Source organism: Actinomadura sp. 21ATH (genome assembly GCF_041951345.1).
GTDB lineage: Bacteria > Actinomycetota > Actinomycetes > Streptosporangiales > Streptosporangiaceae > Spirillospora.
Genome location: NZ_JBGNUR010000001.1, coordinates 1,047,357 through 1,063,463 on the forward strand (window position 1 = coordinate 1,047,357; position 16,107 = coordinate 1,063,463).

The 16,107-nt window shown below is 71.5% G+C and carries 18 protein-coding genes; 4 read left to right on the forward strand and 14 right to left on the reverse strand.

Annotation, left to right across the window (positions count from 1 at the left end):
* Nucleotides 1-16: 16 nt before the first annotated feature.
* Together ACA361_RS04975 and ACA361_RS04980 are read right to left on the reverse strand one after the other, a co-directional pair.
* The gene (locus ACA361_RS04975) at nucleotides 17-1,075 is read right to left on the reverse strand and encodes a CU044_5270 family protein (RefSeq protein ID WP_375010576.1); all 1,059 of its coding nucleotides are present in this window, start codon (nucleotides 1,073-1,075) and stop codon (nucleotides 17-19) included.
* Nucleotides 1,072-1,674, reverse strand: a complete 603-nt coding sequence (locus tag ACA361_RS04980) for an RNA polymerase sigma factor (RefSeq protein WP_375010577.1) — start codon at nucleotides 1,672-1,674, stop codon at nucleotides 1,072-1,074. Before ACA361_RS04980 ends, ACA361_RS04975 begins: the two co-directional genes overlap by 4 nt.
* 123 nt (nucleotides 1,675-1,797) lie before the next feature.
* Here ACA361_RS04980 and ACA361_RS04985 point away from each other — a divergent pair, with 123 nt between their 5' ends.
* The 3 genes from ACA361_RS04985 (at nucleotide 1,798) to ACA361_RS04995 (ending at nucleotide 3,185) form a co-directional block, all read left to right on the forward strand.
* Complete coding sequence (locus ACA361_RS04985; protein WP_375010578.1) at nucleotides 1,798-2,148, forward strand: PadR family transcriptional regulator; 351 nt, start codon at nucleotides 1,798-1,800, stop codon at nucleotides 2,146-2,148.
* Nucleotides 2,148-2,774 (forward strand): hypothetical protein, encoded by a 627-nt coding sequence (locus tag ACA361_RS04990; RefSeq protein WP_375010579.1) that lies wholly within the window; start codon nucleotides 2,148-2,150, stop codon nucleotides 2,772-2,774. The genes ACA361_RS04985 and ACA361_RS04990 overlap by 1 nt, the downstream gene beginning before the upstream one ends.
* A gap of 63 nt (nucleotides 2,775-2,837) precedes the next feature.
* The gene (locus ACA361_RS04995; protein ID WP_375010580.1) at nucleotides 2,838-3,185 is read left to right on the forward strand and encodes a VOC family protein; all 348 of its coding nucleotides are present in this window, start codon (nucleotides 2,838-2,840) and stop codon (nucleotides 3,183-3,185) included.
* An 11-nt stretch (nucleotides 3,186-3,196) separates the two neighbouring features.
* Here ACA361_RS04995 and ACA361_RS05000 read toward each other — a convergent pair whose 3' ends face one another.
* The 6 genes from ACA361_RS05000 to ACA361_RS05025 all read right to left on the reverse strand — a co-directional run bounded on the left by ACA361_RS05000 (nucleotide 3,197) and on the right by ACA361_RS05025 (nucleotide 7,928).
* Entirely contained in the window at nucleotides 3,197-4,129 is a 933-nt protein-coding gene (locus ACA361_RS05000; RefSeq protein WP_375010581.1) for a DUF5829 family protein, read from the reverse strand.
* A gap of 218 nt (nucleotides 4,130-4,347) precedes the next feature.
* The gene (locus tag ACA361_RS05005) at nucleotides 4,348-5,217 is read right to left on the reverse strand and encodes a YwqG family protein (RefSeq protein ID WP_375010582.1); all 870 of its coding nucleotides are present in this window, start codon (nucleotides 5,215-5,217) and stop codon (nucleotides 4,348-4,350) included.
* 69 nt (nucleotides 5,218-5,286) lie between these two features.
* The gene (locus ACA361_RS05010) at nucleotides 5,287-6,237 is read right to left on the reverse strand and encodes a CU044_5270 family protein (RefSeq protein WP_375010583.1); all 951 of its coding nucleotides are present in this window, start codon (nucleotides 6,235-6,237) and stop codon (nucleotides 5,287-5,289) included.
* Entirely contained in the window at nucleotides 6,234-6,824 is a 591-nt protein-coding gene (locus ACA361_RS05015; RefSeq protein WP_375010584.1) for an RNA polymerase sigma factor, read from the reverse strand. The genes ACA361_RS05010 and ACA361_RS05015 overlap by 4 nt, the downstream gene beginning before the upstream one ends.
* A gap of 127 nt (nucleotides 6,825-6,951) precedes the next feature.
* Entirely contained in the window at nucleotides 6,952-7,149 is a 198-nt protein-coding gene (locus ACA361_RS05020; protein ID WP_375010585.1) for a DUF397 domain-containing protein, read from the reverse strand.
* Nucleotides 7,131-7,928, reverse strand: coding sequence for a helix-turn-helix domain-containing protein (locus ACA361_RS05025; protein ID WP_375010586.1), 798 nt, complete (start codon nucleotides 7,926-7,928; stop codon nucleotides 7,131-7,133). The genes ACA361_RS05020 and ACA361_RS05025 overlap by 19 nt, the downstream gene beginning before the upstream one ends.
* 201 nt (nucleotides 7,929-8,129) lie before the next feature.
* On the opposite strand from ACA361_RS05025, the gene ACA361_RS05030 reads away from it, so the two are divergent.
* Nucleotides 8,130-8,528 (forward strand): ATP-binding protein, encoded by a 399-nt coding sequence (locus ACA361_RS05030; RefSeq protein ID WP_375010587.1) that lies wholly within the window; start codon nucleotides 8,130-8,132, stop codon nucleotides 8,526-8,528.
* Nucleotides 8,529-8,693: 165 nt separating this feature from the next.
* On the opposite strand, the gene ACA361_RS05035 is transcribed toward ACA361_RS05030, so the two are convergent.
* From ACA361_RS05035 to ACA361_RS05060, 6 genes are all read right to left on the reverse strand, one after another.
* Nucleotides 8,694-9,971 carry a thymidine phosphorylase gene (locus ACA361_RS05035; RefSeq protein WP_375010588.1) on the reverse strand — a complete coding sequence of 426 codons (1,278 nt, stop codon included), beginning with the start codon at nucleotides 9,969-9,971 and terminating at the stop codon, nucleotides 8,694-8,696.
* A gap of 3 nt (nucleotides 9,972-9,974) precedes the next feature.
* Nucleotides 9,975-10,385 carry a cytidine deaminase gene (locus ACA361_RS05040; protein WP_375010589.1) on the reverse strand — a complete coding sequence of 137 codons (411 nt, stop codon included), beginning with the start codon at nucleotides 10,383-10,385 and terminating at the stop codon, nucleotides 9,975-9,977.
* Nucleotides 10,382-11,740 (reverse strand): ABC transporter permease, encoded by a 1,359-nt coding sequence (locus ACA361_RS05045; RefSeq protein WP_375010590.1) that lies wholly within the window; start codon nucleotides 11,738-11,740, stop codon nucleotides 10,382-10,384. The genes ACA361_RS05040 and ACA361_RS05045 overlap by 4 nt, the downstream gene beginning before the upstream one ends.
* Nucleotides 11,737-13,149 (reverse strand): ABC transporter permease, encoded by a 1,413-nt coding sequence (locus ACA361_RS05050; RefSeq protein ID WP_375010591.1) that lies wholly within the window; start codon nucleotides 13,147-13,149, stop codon nucleotides 11,737-11,739. Before ACA361_RS05050 ends, ACA361_RS05045 begins: the two co-directional genes overlap by 4 nt.
* A complete protein-coding gene (locus tag ACA361_RS05055) occupies nucleotides 13,146-14,714 on the reverse strand; it encodes an ABC transporter ATP-binding protein (protein WP_375010592.1) in 1,569 nt (522 codons plus the stop codon). The genes ACA361_RS05050 and ACA361_RS05055 overlap by 4 nt, the downstream gene beginning before the upstream one ends.
* Nucleotides 14,715-14,837: 123 nt before the next feature.
* Nucleotides 14,838-15,893, reverse strand: a complete 1,056-nt coding sequence (locus tag ACA361_RS05060; protein WP_375010593.1) for a BMP family protein — start codon at nucleotides 15,891-15,893, stop codon at nucleotides 14,838-14,840.
* Nucleotides 15,894-16,107: the final 214 nt, after the last annotated feature.

Sequence of the window (16,107 nt, forward strand, 5' to 3'; positions counted from 1 at the left end):
GCCGTGCGCGGTGCCGTCAGGGGCGCTGCCCCGGCTTGGCGACGAACCCGGACTCCACCAGGCCGCCCCAGCCGACGACCTCCCCCTTCTTCACCGGTACCAGGCCAACCGGCCGGTGATCCTTGATCGCGACGATGCGGAATCCCAGGTAGGCGTAGGACTTCGGATCGACGATGATCTCGCTGCGGAGGTAGCCGCCCTCCATCCGGTAGAGCGTCACGCCCTTGCGGCCGGCGATGTCGGTCGCCCGCGGCTCGTACCGGACGCCGGGGATCTTCGCCGCGGCGCCGTACAGCGCCGCCCGGATCCTGGCCGGCAGCACGGCGTCGCGCATGTGGAGCGAGATGAGCTCGAACGCCCTGGCGTTGCGCTCCTCGGCCGTCGGCGGGACCGGCTTCGGCCGCTCCTTCAGCTTCGCCCTCGTGCGCGCGGGCGCGTCCTTCGGGATCGGCTCGTTCCAGGCGGCGACGCTCCTGGCGTGGTCCGCGTCGATCGCCTTGTAGATCCTGGCGAGCAGCTCGGCGGGCCGGTCCGGCAGGGACAGCAGGTACGGGTAGTCCAGCCGCCGCACGCCGTCCGACACGGCCTTGGAACCGTTGGCGACCTTGAGCCGTCCGCCCTCGACCACGGCGAACCGCTTGCCGTCGGTCCGGCGCCAGATCTCCCGCGACAGGGTCTTCCCCGGCTTGCCGCCGCCCTCGCGCGTCCCGGCGAAGACGGTCTTCACGTACGCCCACCGGGGGCTCTTCGCGATGGGCTCGGTGGCCGCCACCAGCGCCGCGTTGTGCGCCAGGTCCTCGGGGCCGGCGACGGTGCGCAGCCTGTCCGGGACGGCCGGGCCGCCCCCGCCGCCGCCCTGCCCGCCCGGGCCGGCCACGACGACGCCCGCCGCGACGGCCGCGCCCGCGAGGACGCCCGCGACCAGCAGGCGCCGGCGCCCGAAGAGCGACCGGCTCCGGGCGGGCGACTCCGCCTCGTTCAGCAGGCGCACCCGCATGCGGGCCTTGGCCATGCGGTCGTACTCCGGGACGTCCGGTCGGCCCTCGCGGAAGAGGGTGATCTCGTCGGTCTTCATGACTCCTCCAGCGGGTTCGCGCCGCCGAACGCGCGGCGGACCTTCTTGCGGATCCGGTGCAGCCGGGACCTGACCGTCCCGATCGGCACGCCCAGGGCCTGGGCCGCCTCCTCGTACGACAGGTCCGCCCAGGCGATCAGCAGCAGCAGATCGCGGTCGGCGGCCGAGAGCCGGCCGAGCGCGGCGGCGAGCCGCGGCTGGAGCCGCTGCGCGCTGACCTTGGCGGTGCTGCGCTCGTCGAACGGCTCCGCCGCGCCGTCCGCCGCCGCGCGGGCCAGGGCGCGGTTGCGGCGGGCCTCGGCGCGGCGGTGCTCGCGCAGCGCGTGGGTCGCGATGCCGTACAGCCAGGGCCGGGCGTCCGGCCGGGCGAGGTCGTACCTCGCCCTCTTGCGGAACGCCGCCAGGAACGTCTCGGCGACGATGTCCTCGGCCATCTCCGGGCCGAGCCGGCGGGCGGCATAGCGGTGGATCTCGTCCGCGTGCCGGTCGAAGACGTCCGCGAAGCGCTCCGGCCGGCGCAGGGACTCCTCCATCAGCGCCGCGTCGGTCGCCTGCCCGGAGCCGGTATCCGGCTCCGATTCGGACGGCGCGGTCAACACCTTCCACTTCCGTTCACAGGCGGTCCCTTCCGAGTGGATTTCACCCCGTACTCGACCGCTCCCCCCGGACCGGTTCCCTTTTCTTCCTGGACGTTGCCGCCACCGCCAGGTACCTTGTGAAGCATGGTACCGGGTGACGCATCCAACCTGCTGACCCAGATGAGGCGGGGCGCACTGCCGTACTGCGTGCTCGCGCTCCTGCGCGACGGCGAACGGTACGGAGTGGAGATCGTCCGCCTGCTGGCCGAGGTCGACGGCCTGGTCACCAGCGAGGGCACCATCTACCCGCTGCTGTCGCGGCTGCGCCGGCAGGGGCTGGTCGAGACGACCTGGCGGGAGTCGGCGTCCGGACCGCCCCGGCGCTACTACCGGCTCACCGCCGACGGCGGGCGCGCCCTCGGCGTCTTCGCCACCGAATGGGCACGCTTCCGCGACGCCGTGGAGGGCTTCGTCGGAACGGAAACGGAGAGCTGATGACCGGCACCGACCAACTGATCACCGACTACCTCGACCGGCTGGACGCGGCGGCGCGCGACCTGCCCCCGGACCGGCGCGCCGACCTGCTCGCCGAGATCCGCGAGCACATCGCCGTCGCGGTCGCCGAGCGCGGCGACGGCTCCGCCACCGCCGTCCGCGACGTCCTCGACCGCCTGGGCGACCCGGCGGCCATCGCCCGCGAGGCCGCCGACGAAGCCGGCCCGGCCCCCGCGGCGCCGCGGCCCGGCCGCGGCGCGTTCGGCGTCACGGGCGCCGCCCTGGCCGTGGCCGCGGCCGCCGCCGGAATCCTCCTGCCCGTGATCGGCACGCTCGCCGCCGCCGCGCTGATCTGGGCGCTGACCCGCTGGCCCGCCCGCCACAAGGTGCTCGCCGCCGTGGCCTGGCCGGTCGGCTTCGGCATGGGCGCCTGGTACGCCGGGCCGGGCGCGTCCGAGTCCACCCTGTGCTCGCCGGACGGCACCTGCACCACCGACGGCATGCCCATCGAGGCCCAGCTGGGCCTCGGCCTCGCCCTGGTGACCGCCGCGCTCCTCGCGACGGTCCTCGTCGCCCGCCACGACCGCCTGGCGGCCCGGCGCGGCTCCCATCCGTCCAAGCCATGACCGGCGGTCCCCGGCGACGATGGACCCCGTACCAGCATCGAACCTGATCATCCGGAGCCGTCGATGACCATCCGCCGTGTCATGCCCGACATCCAGTCCGACGCCATTCCCGCGAGCCGCGAGTTCTACGAGCGGCTGGGCTTCGAGCAGGTCATGGACGCCGGCTGGATCGTGACGCTGGCCTCCCCGTCCAACCCGACGGCGCAGGTCAGCCTCATGTCCGGCGACCGGACCGCGCCGGTCGTCCCCGACCTGAGCGTCGAGGTGGACGACGTGGACGCGGTCCACGAGGCCGTGCGCGAGAGCGGGGCCGAGATCGTGCACCCCCTTCAGGACGAGGAGTGGGGCGTCCGCCGCTTCTTCGTCCGCGACCCGAACGGCCGGGTGGTCAACGTCCTGACCCACCGCTGAGCCGCCGGCGCCTACTCCACGTCCGGGAACGTCCACACGGCGCGGGGACCCGGGCCGACCGTCAGGGTCGAGCGGCCGATGCGCTCCTCATGGCGCGTCCGCAGGGAGCGGTTGAGCGACATGTCGATCCGCCGCAGGCCGACCTCGTCGCGCGGCACGACGTCGAGGCGCATCGTGGTGCCGCCGCGATGCGCGACGACGCCGCCGCCCGGCACCGGGCGGACGGCGAACCCGCCGGCGCGCAGCAGCGGCACCGTGTCCGCCAGGTCGCCGCCGGTGATCGCGATGCGGACGCCGGTCACGTCGCGCATCAGGCGGTCGCGGTAGGTGTCCGGCAGGTAGCGCTCCCGCCCGACGTCGCCGGGGCGGGCGGGCGGCTCGGTGTTGCTGCGCGGGTCGGCGAAGTACTCCGGCCGGTACTCCATGCCCCACCCGAGGAACGCGTCGATCTCGTCGGTGACGTAGACGGCGTCGAACCACGGCACCGGGACGCCGTCCCCGAAGTCGCGCGTCTGCAGGAACCGGACCGGCTCGGCGACGCCCTGGTCCCGCAGCCGTTCGACCACCGTGGCCAGGCCGCCGGCACGTTCGACGGAGACCGCCAGCCCGGCGGAACCGTAGCCGGTGTCGGGGAGGTCGCCCACCCCGAACAGCTCGAAGTAGGTCTCGCGGCCGTACAGGTAGCGGCCCGTCCAGGTGACCCCGCCCGTACCGGTCGTCGTGCGGACCTGGAAGTTGGCGAACTCCCGCAGGTAGGCGGAGTGCTCGACGGCATCGGCGGTCACCCGGTCGATCACGCCGTAGGCGTGGTTGAAGAACATCAGCTGCGACCGGCTCTCCAGCCCCCGCGCCGTCCCCGCCTGGGCCCCGACCGCACCGGCGAGGGCGACCATGAGGATCGTCACGAGGGCCGCGAGCATCTGCACCACCCGGGAGATCGGCATGCGCCCGATGCTAAATCGGGAAAGTCCTGCTGTACACGCCGCCCACTGATGCAGGAAAGGCCGTGCCGGGTTATCCGGGACGCCCCGTACCCGTATCGCGGAACGCGCATCACCTTCGCTTTTCCGGAACCCGAGCGAATGGATCTTGCGAGCGCCCGGCGGCGCGCGACGTCCGCCATCGGCCATGATCACGCCCGCCGTCGCGCGCGCCTCGATCGTCAGTGGCACTGCCAGGTGAAGCGGACGCGGTCGAAGCGCCGCGCGGCGAGGTCCTCGGCGGTGGCCAGCCAGTAGAGGATGCCTGCATCGCCCCACATCATCCCTGCGTCGGCGTCGCTCGCGAACTGGGCGAGAAGCCTCCACCGCGCCATCTCGTCGAGGATGTCGTCGAAATGGGCATTGTCGGGGGTGAAATCGTCGAGGTCCCAGTCCGGGGAAAAGTCGGCGACCTCGTATTCGACCTTGCCCTGGACGTGGCTCGGCAGGCCGCCCACCTGGTGCCTTCCCGCGGAGCAGAGGCCGCGCACGGCGTCGTTGAACGCGGCGTACATCGGATCGGCGGACAGCGTCTCGGGGGCGATGCCGAGCGGCTCGTACATCTCATGGGTCTCGATCAGCGGCAGGGCGACGGCGGGCTCGGCACGCAGCGGTACCTGCTTGTAGGGATCCAGCGGGCTCGGCGTCCGGCGCGGCTGGACGGGCGTTCCCGCCGGGACGTACAGGACCCGGGACCCGGGCCGGGACGCGGGCTCAGACGGATGGACCCAGCTCTCGTGGCCGTCCGCCTGCCCGTCGAAGTAGAAGAACAGGAGGGCGCCGTCCGCGGGCAGGGGCAGCCCGGTCGCCGGCAGCCGGCCGCAGTCGAGGGCGGCGACGAAGGACAGGGGGCCGTGCCCTTCCCATGTGGGCCAGTCGAGCGTCTCCGGAAGCAGCGGCTCGCCGCCCAGGACGCCGACCCGCTCGTCTCCGGGCCGAGCGGCCGAGAGGATCCGGCCCGATGGTCTCAACAGGGTGCGGTACCGGTCCGCGAGATCGGCGGGAAGCCGCTCGGCTGCCAGCCGGCGGATCTCGGAGAGACTGATCATCATGCGGCGGGAGTATGCCGGACCCCGGTGACAGCGGCCGGCCCCGCACCCGTCCGGTGCGGGGCCGGCCCGTCACTCGCGCTGCCCCATCCGGTCGACCACGGCGGAGTGGAGCAGGGCGAACTGCGGGTCGCCCATGTACCGGTAGGTCCGCGGGTCGAGGATGATGCCGACCCGGGGCTCGCCCTGCCGGTCCCGGCCGAAGAGGACCCCTATGCCCGTCCGCCCGGCGTAGTCCTTGACGTTCTTCTTCACCCGAACGCCGGGGATCTTCGCGAGGGCCCGGTAGAGCGCGGCGTTCTTCTCCGGCGGGATGAGGTGGTTCTCGCGGAACAGCCCGGCGATCACCCCGAACGTGGTGACGTCCCGGCCGGCGTCCCGATGGTCCTTCCGGACGCGGGCGAGCAGGGCGCCCGGCTCAGCGGGCAGCGAGGCCACGTAGTCGTAGGTCTTGTTCGGCAGCGTGCTCCAGATCGCCGGACCGCCGATGTCCCCTCCGTTGAAGCCGGGACGCGGGACGCCCGGCCGGCGCTTCTCCCCTGGGCTCATGATGTAGGAGCGGCTGATCCGCTGGTTCTGGACCGACGACGCCATCTGCTTGCCGTCGAACTTCCACCACTCCTCGACCGTCACCTTCCCCTTCAGCATGGCCTCGCGCCCGGCGACGTTCCCGCTCTGGAGGGCGTACGCCGCCTTCGTGCGCGTGTAGATCCACTGATCGGGGGTGGGGCGCGCCGGCGCCGCCTGCCGTTCGACGGTCGCGGCCGCCAGTTCGAGCGTCCGCAGGTCCACCTCGCCTCCGGGCGCGGACTCCGGGGACGCGCCGAACTGCGCCACCGCGACCGCCGCCGCGGCCGTGGCGGCGAGCCCGCCCAGGAGCATCGCCCGGCGGCCGGCCCGGGCACGGCGGCGTCCCGGCGCGAGCTCCCTCTGCAGGTGGGCCCGGGCGCGGGCGCGTGCGGCGGGGTCCGTCGGCACCTCGGGACGGTGCCGGGCGATGAGGGCGATCTGGTCGTCGTTCACGCGTCCTCCTGGAGCTGGTCGATGTCGCCGAGGGTCCGGCGGAGCTTCCCGCGCACCCGGTGCAGGCGGGACCGGACGGTGCCCAGCGGCAGCCCGAGCGCCTGCCCGGCCTCCTCGTACGTCAGGTCCGCCCACGCGATCAGGAGCAGCAGGTCGCGTTCGCCGCGCGACAGCTTCGCCAGCGCCGCCGCGATCCGCGGCCCGAGCCGCTGCGCGGTCACCCGCTCGTCGCTGTCCCGGTCGAACGGCTCCGCGGCCCATTCCGCGCCCGTACGGGCCAGCGCCTCCTGATGGCGGCGCTCGACGCGGCGGTGCTGCCTGATCAGGTTGGTCGCGATGCCGTACAGCCACGGCCGGGCGTCGGGGCGGCTCTGGTCGTACCGGCGCCTCCCGCGGAAGGCCGCGGCGAACGTCTCCGCGCCGACGTCCTCGGCGATCCCGGGCCCCAGCCGCCGCGCCACGTACCGGTGTATCTCGTCCCAGTGCCGCTCGAAGATCTCGGCGAACCGCTCCGGGTCGTCGAGGGACGCCCCGATGGTCTCGCCATCGGTCGTCCCTCCGGCACCCGGAGGTCGTGTGATCTTCACCAACCCTGTCTCCCTGATCCGGTGGATCGGTCAACCAGTACTTGGCGACGCGGCACCCGCTTGTTCCCGCTCAGTCCCAGAAGTTGAAGATCAGACCCGTCACCACCGCCGCACCCGCCAACTCACCTCAGGCAAACGGCTCTACCTTCTTGAGCCACTCCGCCAAGTGCCGGAAAGCATGACGCCTCATGCTGATCGTCGGACCAGTAGGATCCTGGCTGTCGCGGAGCACTACAAATTCCAAGTCAGCGGCAACCTCAACACAGTTGTCCCCGGACTCATTGCTGCGAGAAGACTTCCGCCAGCTCAGCCTTCTTGATTCCATCTTTCCTCAATAACCCTTCTTATCAGCGCTCTACTGTCTCTGGTGTTCAGAGCCTCAGCCTGGAGCCTGACCATACTCTCGTTCACGAAAGCGAGGTCCGCAGGATCAGTGGAGGTCTCACCCCCATAGGCCTTGGCCGTATAGACCACTTGACTCTGATCCGCCAAGGTGGCTATCGCGAACGTTGCCCATACATTGCGAACGTAACTGATCGGCAAGATCTGTAGATTGACGTTGTTCTCGTCGGACAACGCCAACAGGTATTCAAGTTGTTCCTTCATGACCGCAGCCCCGCCGACCTCTCGATACAGGACCGTCTCGTCCATCACAACCGTGACCGCGGGCGCAGGAACGCGACCCAAGACCTCCTTCCTCTGCATCCTATTCTTTACCGCATCATCGTCACCCAGAAGAATCCGAGCATAAGCCTCGGTCTGGAAAAGGCCGTAGACCACCCGATCTTCATAGGCGCGAAGCATGATCGCGACTTGTTCGGCCCTGGGGAAGTTGGCGAAGAACTTGGGATATTTGTCGGACTTGATCGAGTCTAGTAGCTCATCCCACGATTCGACGATGGTCGCACCCGATCTGAGCGCCCGGTCCAAACGCAAGGCGAAGTCGCGGCGACACCGCGTCCGCCCGGACTCGATCTGCGTGATGTAGCTGCGGGTCACATTGACCGCGGCGGCGAGCTGCTGCTGATTGAGCCCAGCCGCCTTGCGAAGGCGGCGGACCTCTGCGCCGAACCCCAGGAACTCGGGCTTGATCTTGTTCTGCATCGACATGATCGTCCCCAGGTTAGTGATCACGACAGTACTTGCGAGTGTTCCGTTAGTAGAAGCTCGCTTTCCTGAGACTGTACGACCTCCCGTGTCTTCATGGTGGTCGTTCGTACACACAGGGTGACTTTGGTGAGGATCTTGCGGATGGCGCGAGGGCCTCGGCCGGGGTCAGCCATGTCCCCATGGAGGGAACTGGCCATGTCAGCAGTGGCTTTCGCGCCGGAGACGCCGGCTCTCGTGCTGGCTCACACGGATCGGGCGCCTTCTCGGGCGCGGCGCTTCCTGGTGGAGCGCTACCGGGAACTCGGGATCGCGGACGACTACGTCGGGCGGCTCGTGGTTACCGAACTGGTTACCAACGCCTATCGGCACGTCGGGTACGGCTTCATCGTCGTCCGCGTCTTCCTGGACGAGCGGGACGGCGCGGCCGTCATAGAGGTCTGGGACCAGGGCACCCACATGCCCTCGCCGCGCCCTGAGGACCACGAGGCGACCTGCGGGCGCGGCCTGCTGCTGGTGGGCGAACTCGTCCAGGCATGGGGCGTCCGCCTCCTGAACGAGGAGGGCAAGGTCGTATGGGCCCGCCTCGCACCGTGACCGATGGTTTTCCACAGGCTGTGGACGGCGGGCGCTGTCAGGCTGCGCCGCGCGCCCGACCCGCCGACCGCCGCCGCCGGGCATGTTGACTCGTGGCGAGTCTCGCCTGCGGCGCGGGCGCGGGAGGGAGACACGCCACGAGTCAACCCGGCTGGGGCGGGTGGGTCAGGTTATGCGGTCGATGATCAAGGGGTGGAGATCCGGGGATCCCGTCTCCTCGATCTCGTACGCGCCTTCCAGGGACTCCAGGGCGCGGGGAAAACGGTCCATGTCGTCGGCGTAGAGGGACAGGAAGGGCTGGCCCTTGGTGACCTTGTCGCCCGGTTTGGCGTGGCAGGTGATGCCCGCGCCGAACGAGACCGGGTCCTCCTTGCGGGCCCGGCCCGCGCCCAGGCGCCAGGCCGCCACGCCCACGCCGAACGCGTCCAGGCGGGTGAGGACGCCGGTGGCGGGGGCCAGGACCTCGTACGTCTCGCGGGCGACCGGGAGGGGGGCGAGGGGGTCGCCGCCCTGGGCGGTGATCATGCGGCGCCAGACGTCCATGGCGGAGCCGTCGCGGAGGGCGTCGGCCGGGTCCTTGGCGGAAGCCAGACCGGCGGCCGTGAGCATCTCGCGGGCCAGGGCGAGGGTGAGTTCGACGACGTCGGACGGGCCGCCGCCCGCGAGGACCTCGACGGACTCGGCGACCTCCAGGGCGTTGCCGACGGCGTTGCCGAGGGGGCGGTCCATGGCGGTGAGGAGGGCGGTCGTGCGGAGGCCGTGGTCGGTGCCGATGGCGACCATGGTCTCGGCGAGCTCGCGGGCGTCCGGGAGGGTCTTCATGAACGCGCCGGAGCCGACCTTCACGTCCAGGACGAGCGCCCCGGTGCCTTCGGCGATCTTCTTGGACATGATCGAGGAGGCGATCAGCGGGATCGACTCGACGGTGCCGGTGACGTCCCGGAGGGCGTACAGCTTGCGGTCGGCGGGGGCCAGGCCGGTGCCGGCGGCGCAGACGACGGCGCCGGTGGACTCCAGGACGTCCAGCATCTCGGCGGGCGACAGGGACGCGCGCCAGCCGGGAATGGATTCGAGTTTGTCCAGGGTGCCGCCGGTGTGGCCGAGGCCGCGGCCGGAGAGCTGGGGTACGGCCGCGCCGCAGGCCGCGACCAGGGGCGCGAGAGGGAGGGTGATCTTGTCGCCGACACCGCCGGTGGAGTGCTTGTCGGTCGTGGGACGGGACAGGGCCGACCAGTCCATCCGGTCGCCGGAGTCGATCATCGCCTGGGTCCAGGACGAGACCTCGGGACGGGTCATCCCGTTCAGGAGGATCGCCATGGCCAGGGACGACATCTGCTCCTCGGCGATGTCGCCGCGGGTGTAGGCGGCGATCGTCCAGGCGATCTGGTCCGGGGTGAGTTCGGCGCCGTCGCGCTTGGCGCGGATGACGTCGATCGCGTCCAACGGTCAGCTCCTCGTGATCAGGTCGTCGGGGCCGAAGGCGTCCGGCAGGACCTCGGACATGGGCCGGATGCCCGACACCGTCTCCAGCAGCATGTCCGGGCCGCCGTGCTCGTACAGGAGCTGGCGGCAGCGGCCGCACGGCATCAGCGGGTCGCCGTGGCGGTCCACGACGGAGACGGCGAGGAGGCGGGGCTTCCCCGAGGCGCCCTCGCCGTAGAGGGCGCTCGTCAGGCTGCACTCGGCGCACAGGCCGACGCCGTACGAGGCGTTCTCGACGTTGCAGCCGGTGATGACGCGGCCGTCGTCGACCAGGGCGGCCGCGCCGACGGGGAAGTCCGAGTACGGGACGTACGCGCGCCCCATCGCCGTGCGGGCCGCCGCGCGCAGGGCGGGCCAGTCGATCTCCTGGGTCACCGGGCCTCTCCCTTGCGGTAGCGCTGGCCGTTGCTGGCGGGCATCCGGAGCCGCTGGCTGGCCAGGGCGAGGACGAGCAGCGTGGTCAGGTGCGGGGTGAACGAGACCAGCTCGCCGGGCACCGTCTCGCTGAGCAGGAACCAGGTGAACAGGCCGGCCGCGGCGACGACCGCGAGGGCGGCGCCGATGAACGCGTTGCGGACGTCGGCGCGGTCGTGGTCGGTGACGACCAGCGGGCGCAGCGTGGTGCCGCGGTACGCCTGCCAGAGCGCCACGGCGACCAGGATGATCGTGACGAACAGCAGCAGGGCGTGGACGGCCTCGCCGCCGCCGCGGACGTTCATCGCGTCGGTGTAACCGAACAGCAGCGAGCCGGTGGCCAGCCCGCCCGGGCGCCAGTTGCCGAAGATCATCGCGGCCAGGCCGATGAAGCCGCGGCCGCCGGTCTGGCCGTCCTGGTAGACGGGGGCGGCGACGGTGACCAGGAACGCGCCGGCGAGGCCGGAGAGGGCGCCGGAGATGGTGACGGCCGCGTACTTCATCCGGTAGACGTTCACGCCCAGCGACTCGGCCGCGTACGGGTCCTCGCCGCAGGACCGGACGCGCAGCCCGAACGCCGTGCGCCACAGGACGAAGAAGCTGATCGGGATCAGCGCGATCGCGACCAGGGTGAGCAGCGACATGTCGGTGGTGAGGCCGCGCAGGATCCCGGCGAGGTCGGAGACCAGGAACCAGCCGGTGTCCTCCAGCGACCCGAGGAGGTCGGGGCTCTTCCAGCCGAAGAAGTCGCCGCCGGACAGGACGGGCGCGGTGACCCGGTCGATCGGGTCGACCGGCGGGGACTGCCGGGGCCCGCCGCCCAGCGCCTTCGCCTCGCCGGTGTTGAAGATCAGTCCGGCGAGGAACTGGGTGAGGCCCAGCCCCAGGATGTTGATCGCGACACCGGAGACGATGTGGTCCACGCCGAACGACACGGTCGCGACGGCGTGCAGGAGGCCGCCGAGGGCGCCGCCGGCGATGCCGGCGACGACACCGGCCCAGGGCCCCCACTGGAAGCCGGCCCACGCGCCGGTCCAGGTGCCGAGGATCATCATGCCCTCAAGGCCGATGTTGATGACCCCGGCGCGCTCGGACCACAGGCCGCCGAGCCCGGCCAGGAAGATCGGCACGGCGAGCCGGAGGGCGGCGCTGACCGTACCGGACGAGGTCACGTCGTCGGCGCCGGTGATCACCCGGACGAGCGACAGCAGCACCAGCAGCACGGCGGTGAGGATCAGGTAGTGCGGCCAGCGCAGCCGCAGCCTGCCGTTGCCGTTGGCGCCGTTCCTGAGCTTCGCGGTCACGGAGGCGGTCATGACGAGGCCCCCTTCGCGAGGTCGTGGCCGGTGGCGAGTTCGGTGGCGACCGTGCGCTGCTGCAACCTGATCTCCCAGCGGCGGACCAGCTCGTACACGATGACGACGGTCAGCACGACCACGCCCTGCATGACCCCGACGATCTCCTTCGGCACGTCGACCTCCTGGAGCACGTCCGAGGTCTGGTCGAGGAACGCGAACAGCAGCGCGGCCAGCGCGATGCCGGCCGGATGGTTGCGGCCCAGCAGCGCGACCGTGATGCCGGTGAAGCCGAGGCCGGCCGGGAAGTTCAGCGAGTACTCGTACGAGGCGCCGAGCAGCTCGGGCATCCCGATCAGCCCGGCCACCGCGCCCGACATCACCATCGTGATGACGATCATCTTGCGGGCGCTGACGCCGCTGGCCTGCGCGGCCGTCGGCGACAGCCCGGAGACCTTCAGGTCGAAGCCGAACCGGGTGTGGTTGATGACCACCCAGAACACGATGCCGACGACGACCGCGAGCGGCAGCAGCCCGTACACCGAGCCGGGCAGGTCGGTCAGCGTCGGCGCGACCACCAGCGCGGTGATCGCGGCGAACGCCAGCGCGCCCAGCGCGCCGAGGACCAGCCCGGTGGAGGCGCCGCGGCCGGGGTGGGCGTCGGCCTGGCGGCGGTGCGCCGAGTAGATGATCGCGGCCGAGCCGGCGATCAGCACGACCGCCAGGCCGGGCCCGGAGAACAGCGCGGTCAGCACGTCGTTCAACTTGCCGACCTGGCCGGACTCGGGGATCTTCGGGGTGGCGACGTTGTTGCTGCCCGGCCGCACCTCCGCGAGCCGCTGGTCGTTCAGCAGGTACGCGATCAGCCCGGTGGCGATCGCGTTCAGCATGATCGTGGAGAGCACCTCGCTGACCCCGCGGGTCACCTTGAGGATGCCCGCGATCGCGGCCCACAGCCCGCCGACCAGCATCGCGGCCACGATCACCAGGAACTGGCCGAACGGGGCGGGCAGCGCCAGCGCGCCGCCGAGCGAGGCCGCCAGCATGGCCGCGAGCCGGTACTGGCCGTCCACGCCGATGTTCAGCAGCGCCATCCGGAAGCCGATCGCGACCGCGACCGCCGACAGGTAGTAGCGGGTGGCGCGGTTGAGGATGTCGACGATCGAGTTGTCGGTGGTGCCGTAGTCGACCATCGCCTGGATCGAGCTGAACGGGTCCGCGCCGGTCACCCGGAGCAGCCCGATCGTGATCAGCAGCGAGATCAGCAGGGCGAAGACGGGCGCCCCGACCTGGAGGCCGAGCCCGCTCGGCCCGAGCCCCTGGAGGATCGCCTTCCACGCCGGGACGCCGGAATCCGCCGGCGGCCCGGCGGCGGGCTTCGCCGGCTCGGTGCCGTCCCGGTCGTCCGCGGGCTCCTTCGGGGCGGTCACGAGTCGTCCTCGCCGGTGGCGCCGGTCATCGCGGAGCCGAGCTCCTCGGGGGTGACCGTGCCCGGATCGACCTCCGCGACCAGCCGGCCGCGCAGGATCACGTGCAGGGTGTCGGACATACCGATGAGTTCCTCGAGATCGGCGCTGATCAGCAGGACGGCCAGCCCGGCGGCGCGGGCCTGGCGCAGGTACTCCCAGATGGCGGCCTGCGCGCCGACGTCGATGCCGCGGGTGGGATGGGCGGCGATCAGCAGGCGCGGGTCGCCCGACATCTCCCGGCCGACGATCAGCTTCTGCTGGTTGCCGCCCGACAGCGCGGCGGCGGGGACGTCGATGCCGGGGGTGCGGACGTCGTACTCGCGGACGATCCGGGTCGTGTCGGCGCGCGCGCCGCGCCGGTCGACCCACGGGCCGCGCACGTTGGGGCGCCGGGTCTGGTGGCCCAGCATCCGGTTCTCCCAGAGGGTCCCTTCGAGGATGAGCCCGTGCCGGTGCCGGTCCTCGGGGATGTAGGCGATCCCGGCCTCGCGGCGGCGCCGCGTCGGCCAGGTCGTGATGTCGTCGCCGCCGAACGCGATCGTGCCCGAGTCCGCCTGGCGGATCCCCATGATCGCCTCGATCAGCTCGGACTGGCCGTTGCCCTCCACCCCGGCCAGGCCGACGATCTCGCCGCGCCTGATGCGCAGCGACACGCCGTCCACGACGGGACGGCCCGCGTCGGTGAGCACGGTCAGCCCGTCCACCTGGAGCTGCACGTCCTCGGTGACCGTGGACTCGCGCAGCTCGGGCGTGGGCAGCTCGGAGCCGACCATCAGCTCCGCCAGCTCCCGCGACGTCACGCCCGCCGGGTCGAGCCGGGTCGCGACCGTGGTGCCGCGGCGCAGCACCGAGATGCTGTCGGCGACCGACAGGACCTCGTCCAGCTTGTGCGAGATGAACAGCACCGTGAGGCCCTCGGCGCGCAGGTCGCGCAGGTTGCCGAACAGCTCCTCGACCTCCTGCGGCACCAGCACCGCGGTGGGCTCGTCCAGGATCAGCACCTCGGCGCCGCGGAACAGCACCTTGAGGATCTCCACCCGCTGCCGGTCGCCGACCCCGAGGGTCTCCACCAGCACGTCGGGATCCACCCGCAGCCCGTAGGTGTCGGACATCTTCGCGATCCGCGCGCGGGCCGCGGCGAAGTCGATCCGGCCGCGCCGCCGGGGCTCGGCGCCCAGGATCACGTTCTCCAGCACGGTCAGGTTGTCGGCCAGCTTGAAGTGCTGGTGGACCATGCCGATCCCGCGGGCGATCGCGTCGGCCGGGGAGCGGAACGCGACCCGCTCGCCGCCGACCTCGATGGTGCCCTCGTCCGGCCGCTGCATCCCGTACAGGATCTTCATCAGCGTGGACTTGCCGGCGCCGTTCTCCCCGCACAGCGCGTGCACCTCGCCGCGCTCGATGGTGAGGTCGACGTCGCGGTTGGCCACCACGCCGGGGAAGCGCTTGGTGATCGACGTCAGCCGTACGGCCGGCCCCGCGCTCGCCGCGGGGGCTCGTTCCCCCGCGGGGTGAACGTCAGGCACGTGTGCCCTCCTGACTCGCTGTCTGCGGTTCCGCGCCCCGGCACGCGCGCATGCCCCCGGCGCCTCTCCAGGCTCGCTGCCCGGAGAGGCGCCGGATCATGCGGCGCGTGCGCCGGTACGTGATCAGGGCTTGGTCGGGACCTTGATCTTGCCGGCCACGATGTCGGCCTTGTAGCCGTCGAGCTTGGCCTTGACGTCGTCGACGTGGCCGCCGGAGGTGGCGAAGCCGACGCCGTCGTTGGTCAGGTCGTACTTCTTCGTCCCGGCCTGGAACGTGTTGTTGCTGACCGAGTTGACGAAGTCGAACACCGCCAGGTCCACCCGCTTGATCATCGAGGTGAGGATCTGGTCCTTCACGCTCGCGACCGCGGGCTGGTTGTACTGGTCGGAGTCGACGCCGATGGCCCACTTCTTGGCGCCGCCGGCCGTCTGGATCACGCCGATCCCGGCACCGCCGGCGGCGTGGTAGATCACGTCCGCGCCGGCGTCCAGCTGGCCCTGCGCGGCCTCCTTGCCGAGCGCCGGGTTCTTGAACCCGTCGAAGTTCGGCGGCTGCGTCAGGTACTTGGCCGGCAGGATCTCGATGTCGGACTTGGCGTGCTTGGCGCCCGCCTCGTACCCGGCCTGGAACTTGTGGATCAGCGGCACGTTCACGCCGCCGACGAAGCCGATCTTGCCGCTCTTGGACTTCAGCGCCGCGGCGGCGCCGACCAGGAACGAGCCCTGCTCCTCGGAGAAGCAGGCGCCCAGCACGTTCGCGCCCTCGACCTTGCACTGGTCGGCGTCCACGACCAGGAACTTGGTGTTCGGGAAGTCCTTGGCGACCTTGTTGATCGAGGTGGTGTAGGCGAAGCCCACCCCGATCACCGGGTTGTAGCCCTGGTTGGCCATCAGCCGCAGCCGCGACTCCTTGTCGGAGTCCGGCTCGTCCGGCTTGGCCGAGATCTCGTTCGTCTCGATGTTCAGGTTCTTCTTGACCCGGTCCAGCCCGGCGGCGGCCGAGTCGTTGAACGACTGGTCGCCGCGGCCGCCGATGTCGAAGGCCAGGCCGACCTTCAGGGTCTTCTTGTCGCCCTCGCCGCCACCGTCGGAGGCTTTCTTGCCACCGCAGGCGGCGGCACTGAGGGTCAACGCCGCGCCCGTCATGGTGACGAGCGAGATCTTCAGTCCACGGCGCAAGGCAGCGCTCCCTTCGCGATTCCCCAGAAATCGATCGGACGCTACCCCGCAGAACGCACGGAACGCCCGTTGTGCACCGATTCGCAACGCGTCCGTTACCAAGGCGTAGGCGAGATCGCCACAGGTCAGGACGCGGACCGGACCGCCGGGGGACGGGGCCGGAAGCGGACCCGGAGGCCGGGCCCGGGGGGCGGGGGGCGGACGCGGGCCTCGC

Bases quoted from the DNA above. Each gene is read 5' to 3' on its own strand.
- ACA361_RS05005 (WP_375010582.1), bottom strand. From the start codon at position 5,217: ATGATGATCAGTCTCTCCGAGATCCGCCGGCTGGCAGCCGAGCGGCTT.
- ACA361_RS05030 (WP_375010587.1), top strand. From the start codon at position 8,130: ATGTCAGCAGTGGCTTTCGCGCCGGAGACGCCGGCTCTCGTGCTGGCT.
- ACA361_RS05045 (WP_375010590.1), bottom strand. From the start codon at position 11,740: ATGACCGCCTCCGTGACCGCGAAGCTCAGGAACGGCGCCAACGGCAAC.
- ACA361_RS05000 (WP_375010581.1), bottom strand. From the start codon at position 4,129: ATGCCGATCTCCCGGGTGGTGCAGATGCTCGCGGCCCTCGTGACGATC.
- ACA361_RS05025 (WP_375010586.1), bottom strand. From the start codon at position 7,928: ATGCAGAACAAGATCAAGCCCGAGTTCCTGGGGTTCGGCGCAGAGGTC.
- ACA361_RS04985 (WP_375010578.1), top strand. From the start codon at position 1,798: ATGGTACCGGGTGACGCATCCAACCTGCTGACCCAGATGAGGCGGGGC.
- ACA361_RS05020 (WP_375010585.1), bottom strand. From the start codon at position 7,149: ATGGAATCAAGAAGGCTGAGCTGGCGGAAGTCTTCTCGCAGCAATGAG.
- ACA361_RS04990 (WP_375010579.1), top strand. From the start codon at position 2,148: ATGACCGGCACCGACCAACTGATCACCGACTACCTCGACCGGCTGGAC.
- ACA361_RS04975 (WP_375010576.1), bottom strand. From the start codon at position 1,075: ATGAAGACCGACGAGATCACCCTCTTCCGCGAGGGCCGACCGGACGTC.
- ACA361_RS04995 (WP_375010580.1), top strand. From the start codon at position 2,838: ATGACCATCCGCCGTGTCATGCCCGACATCCAGTCCGACGCCATTCCC.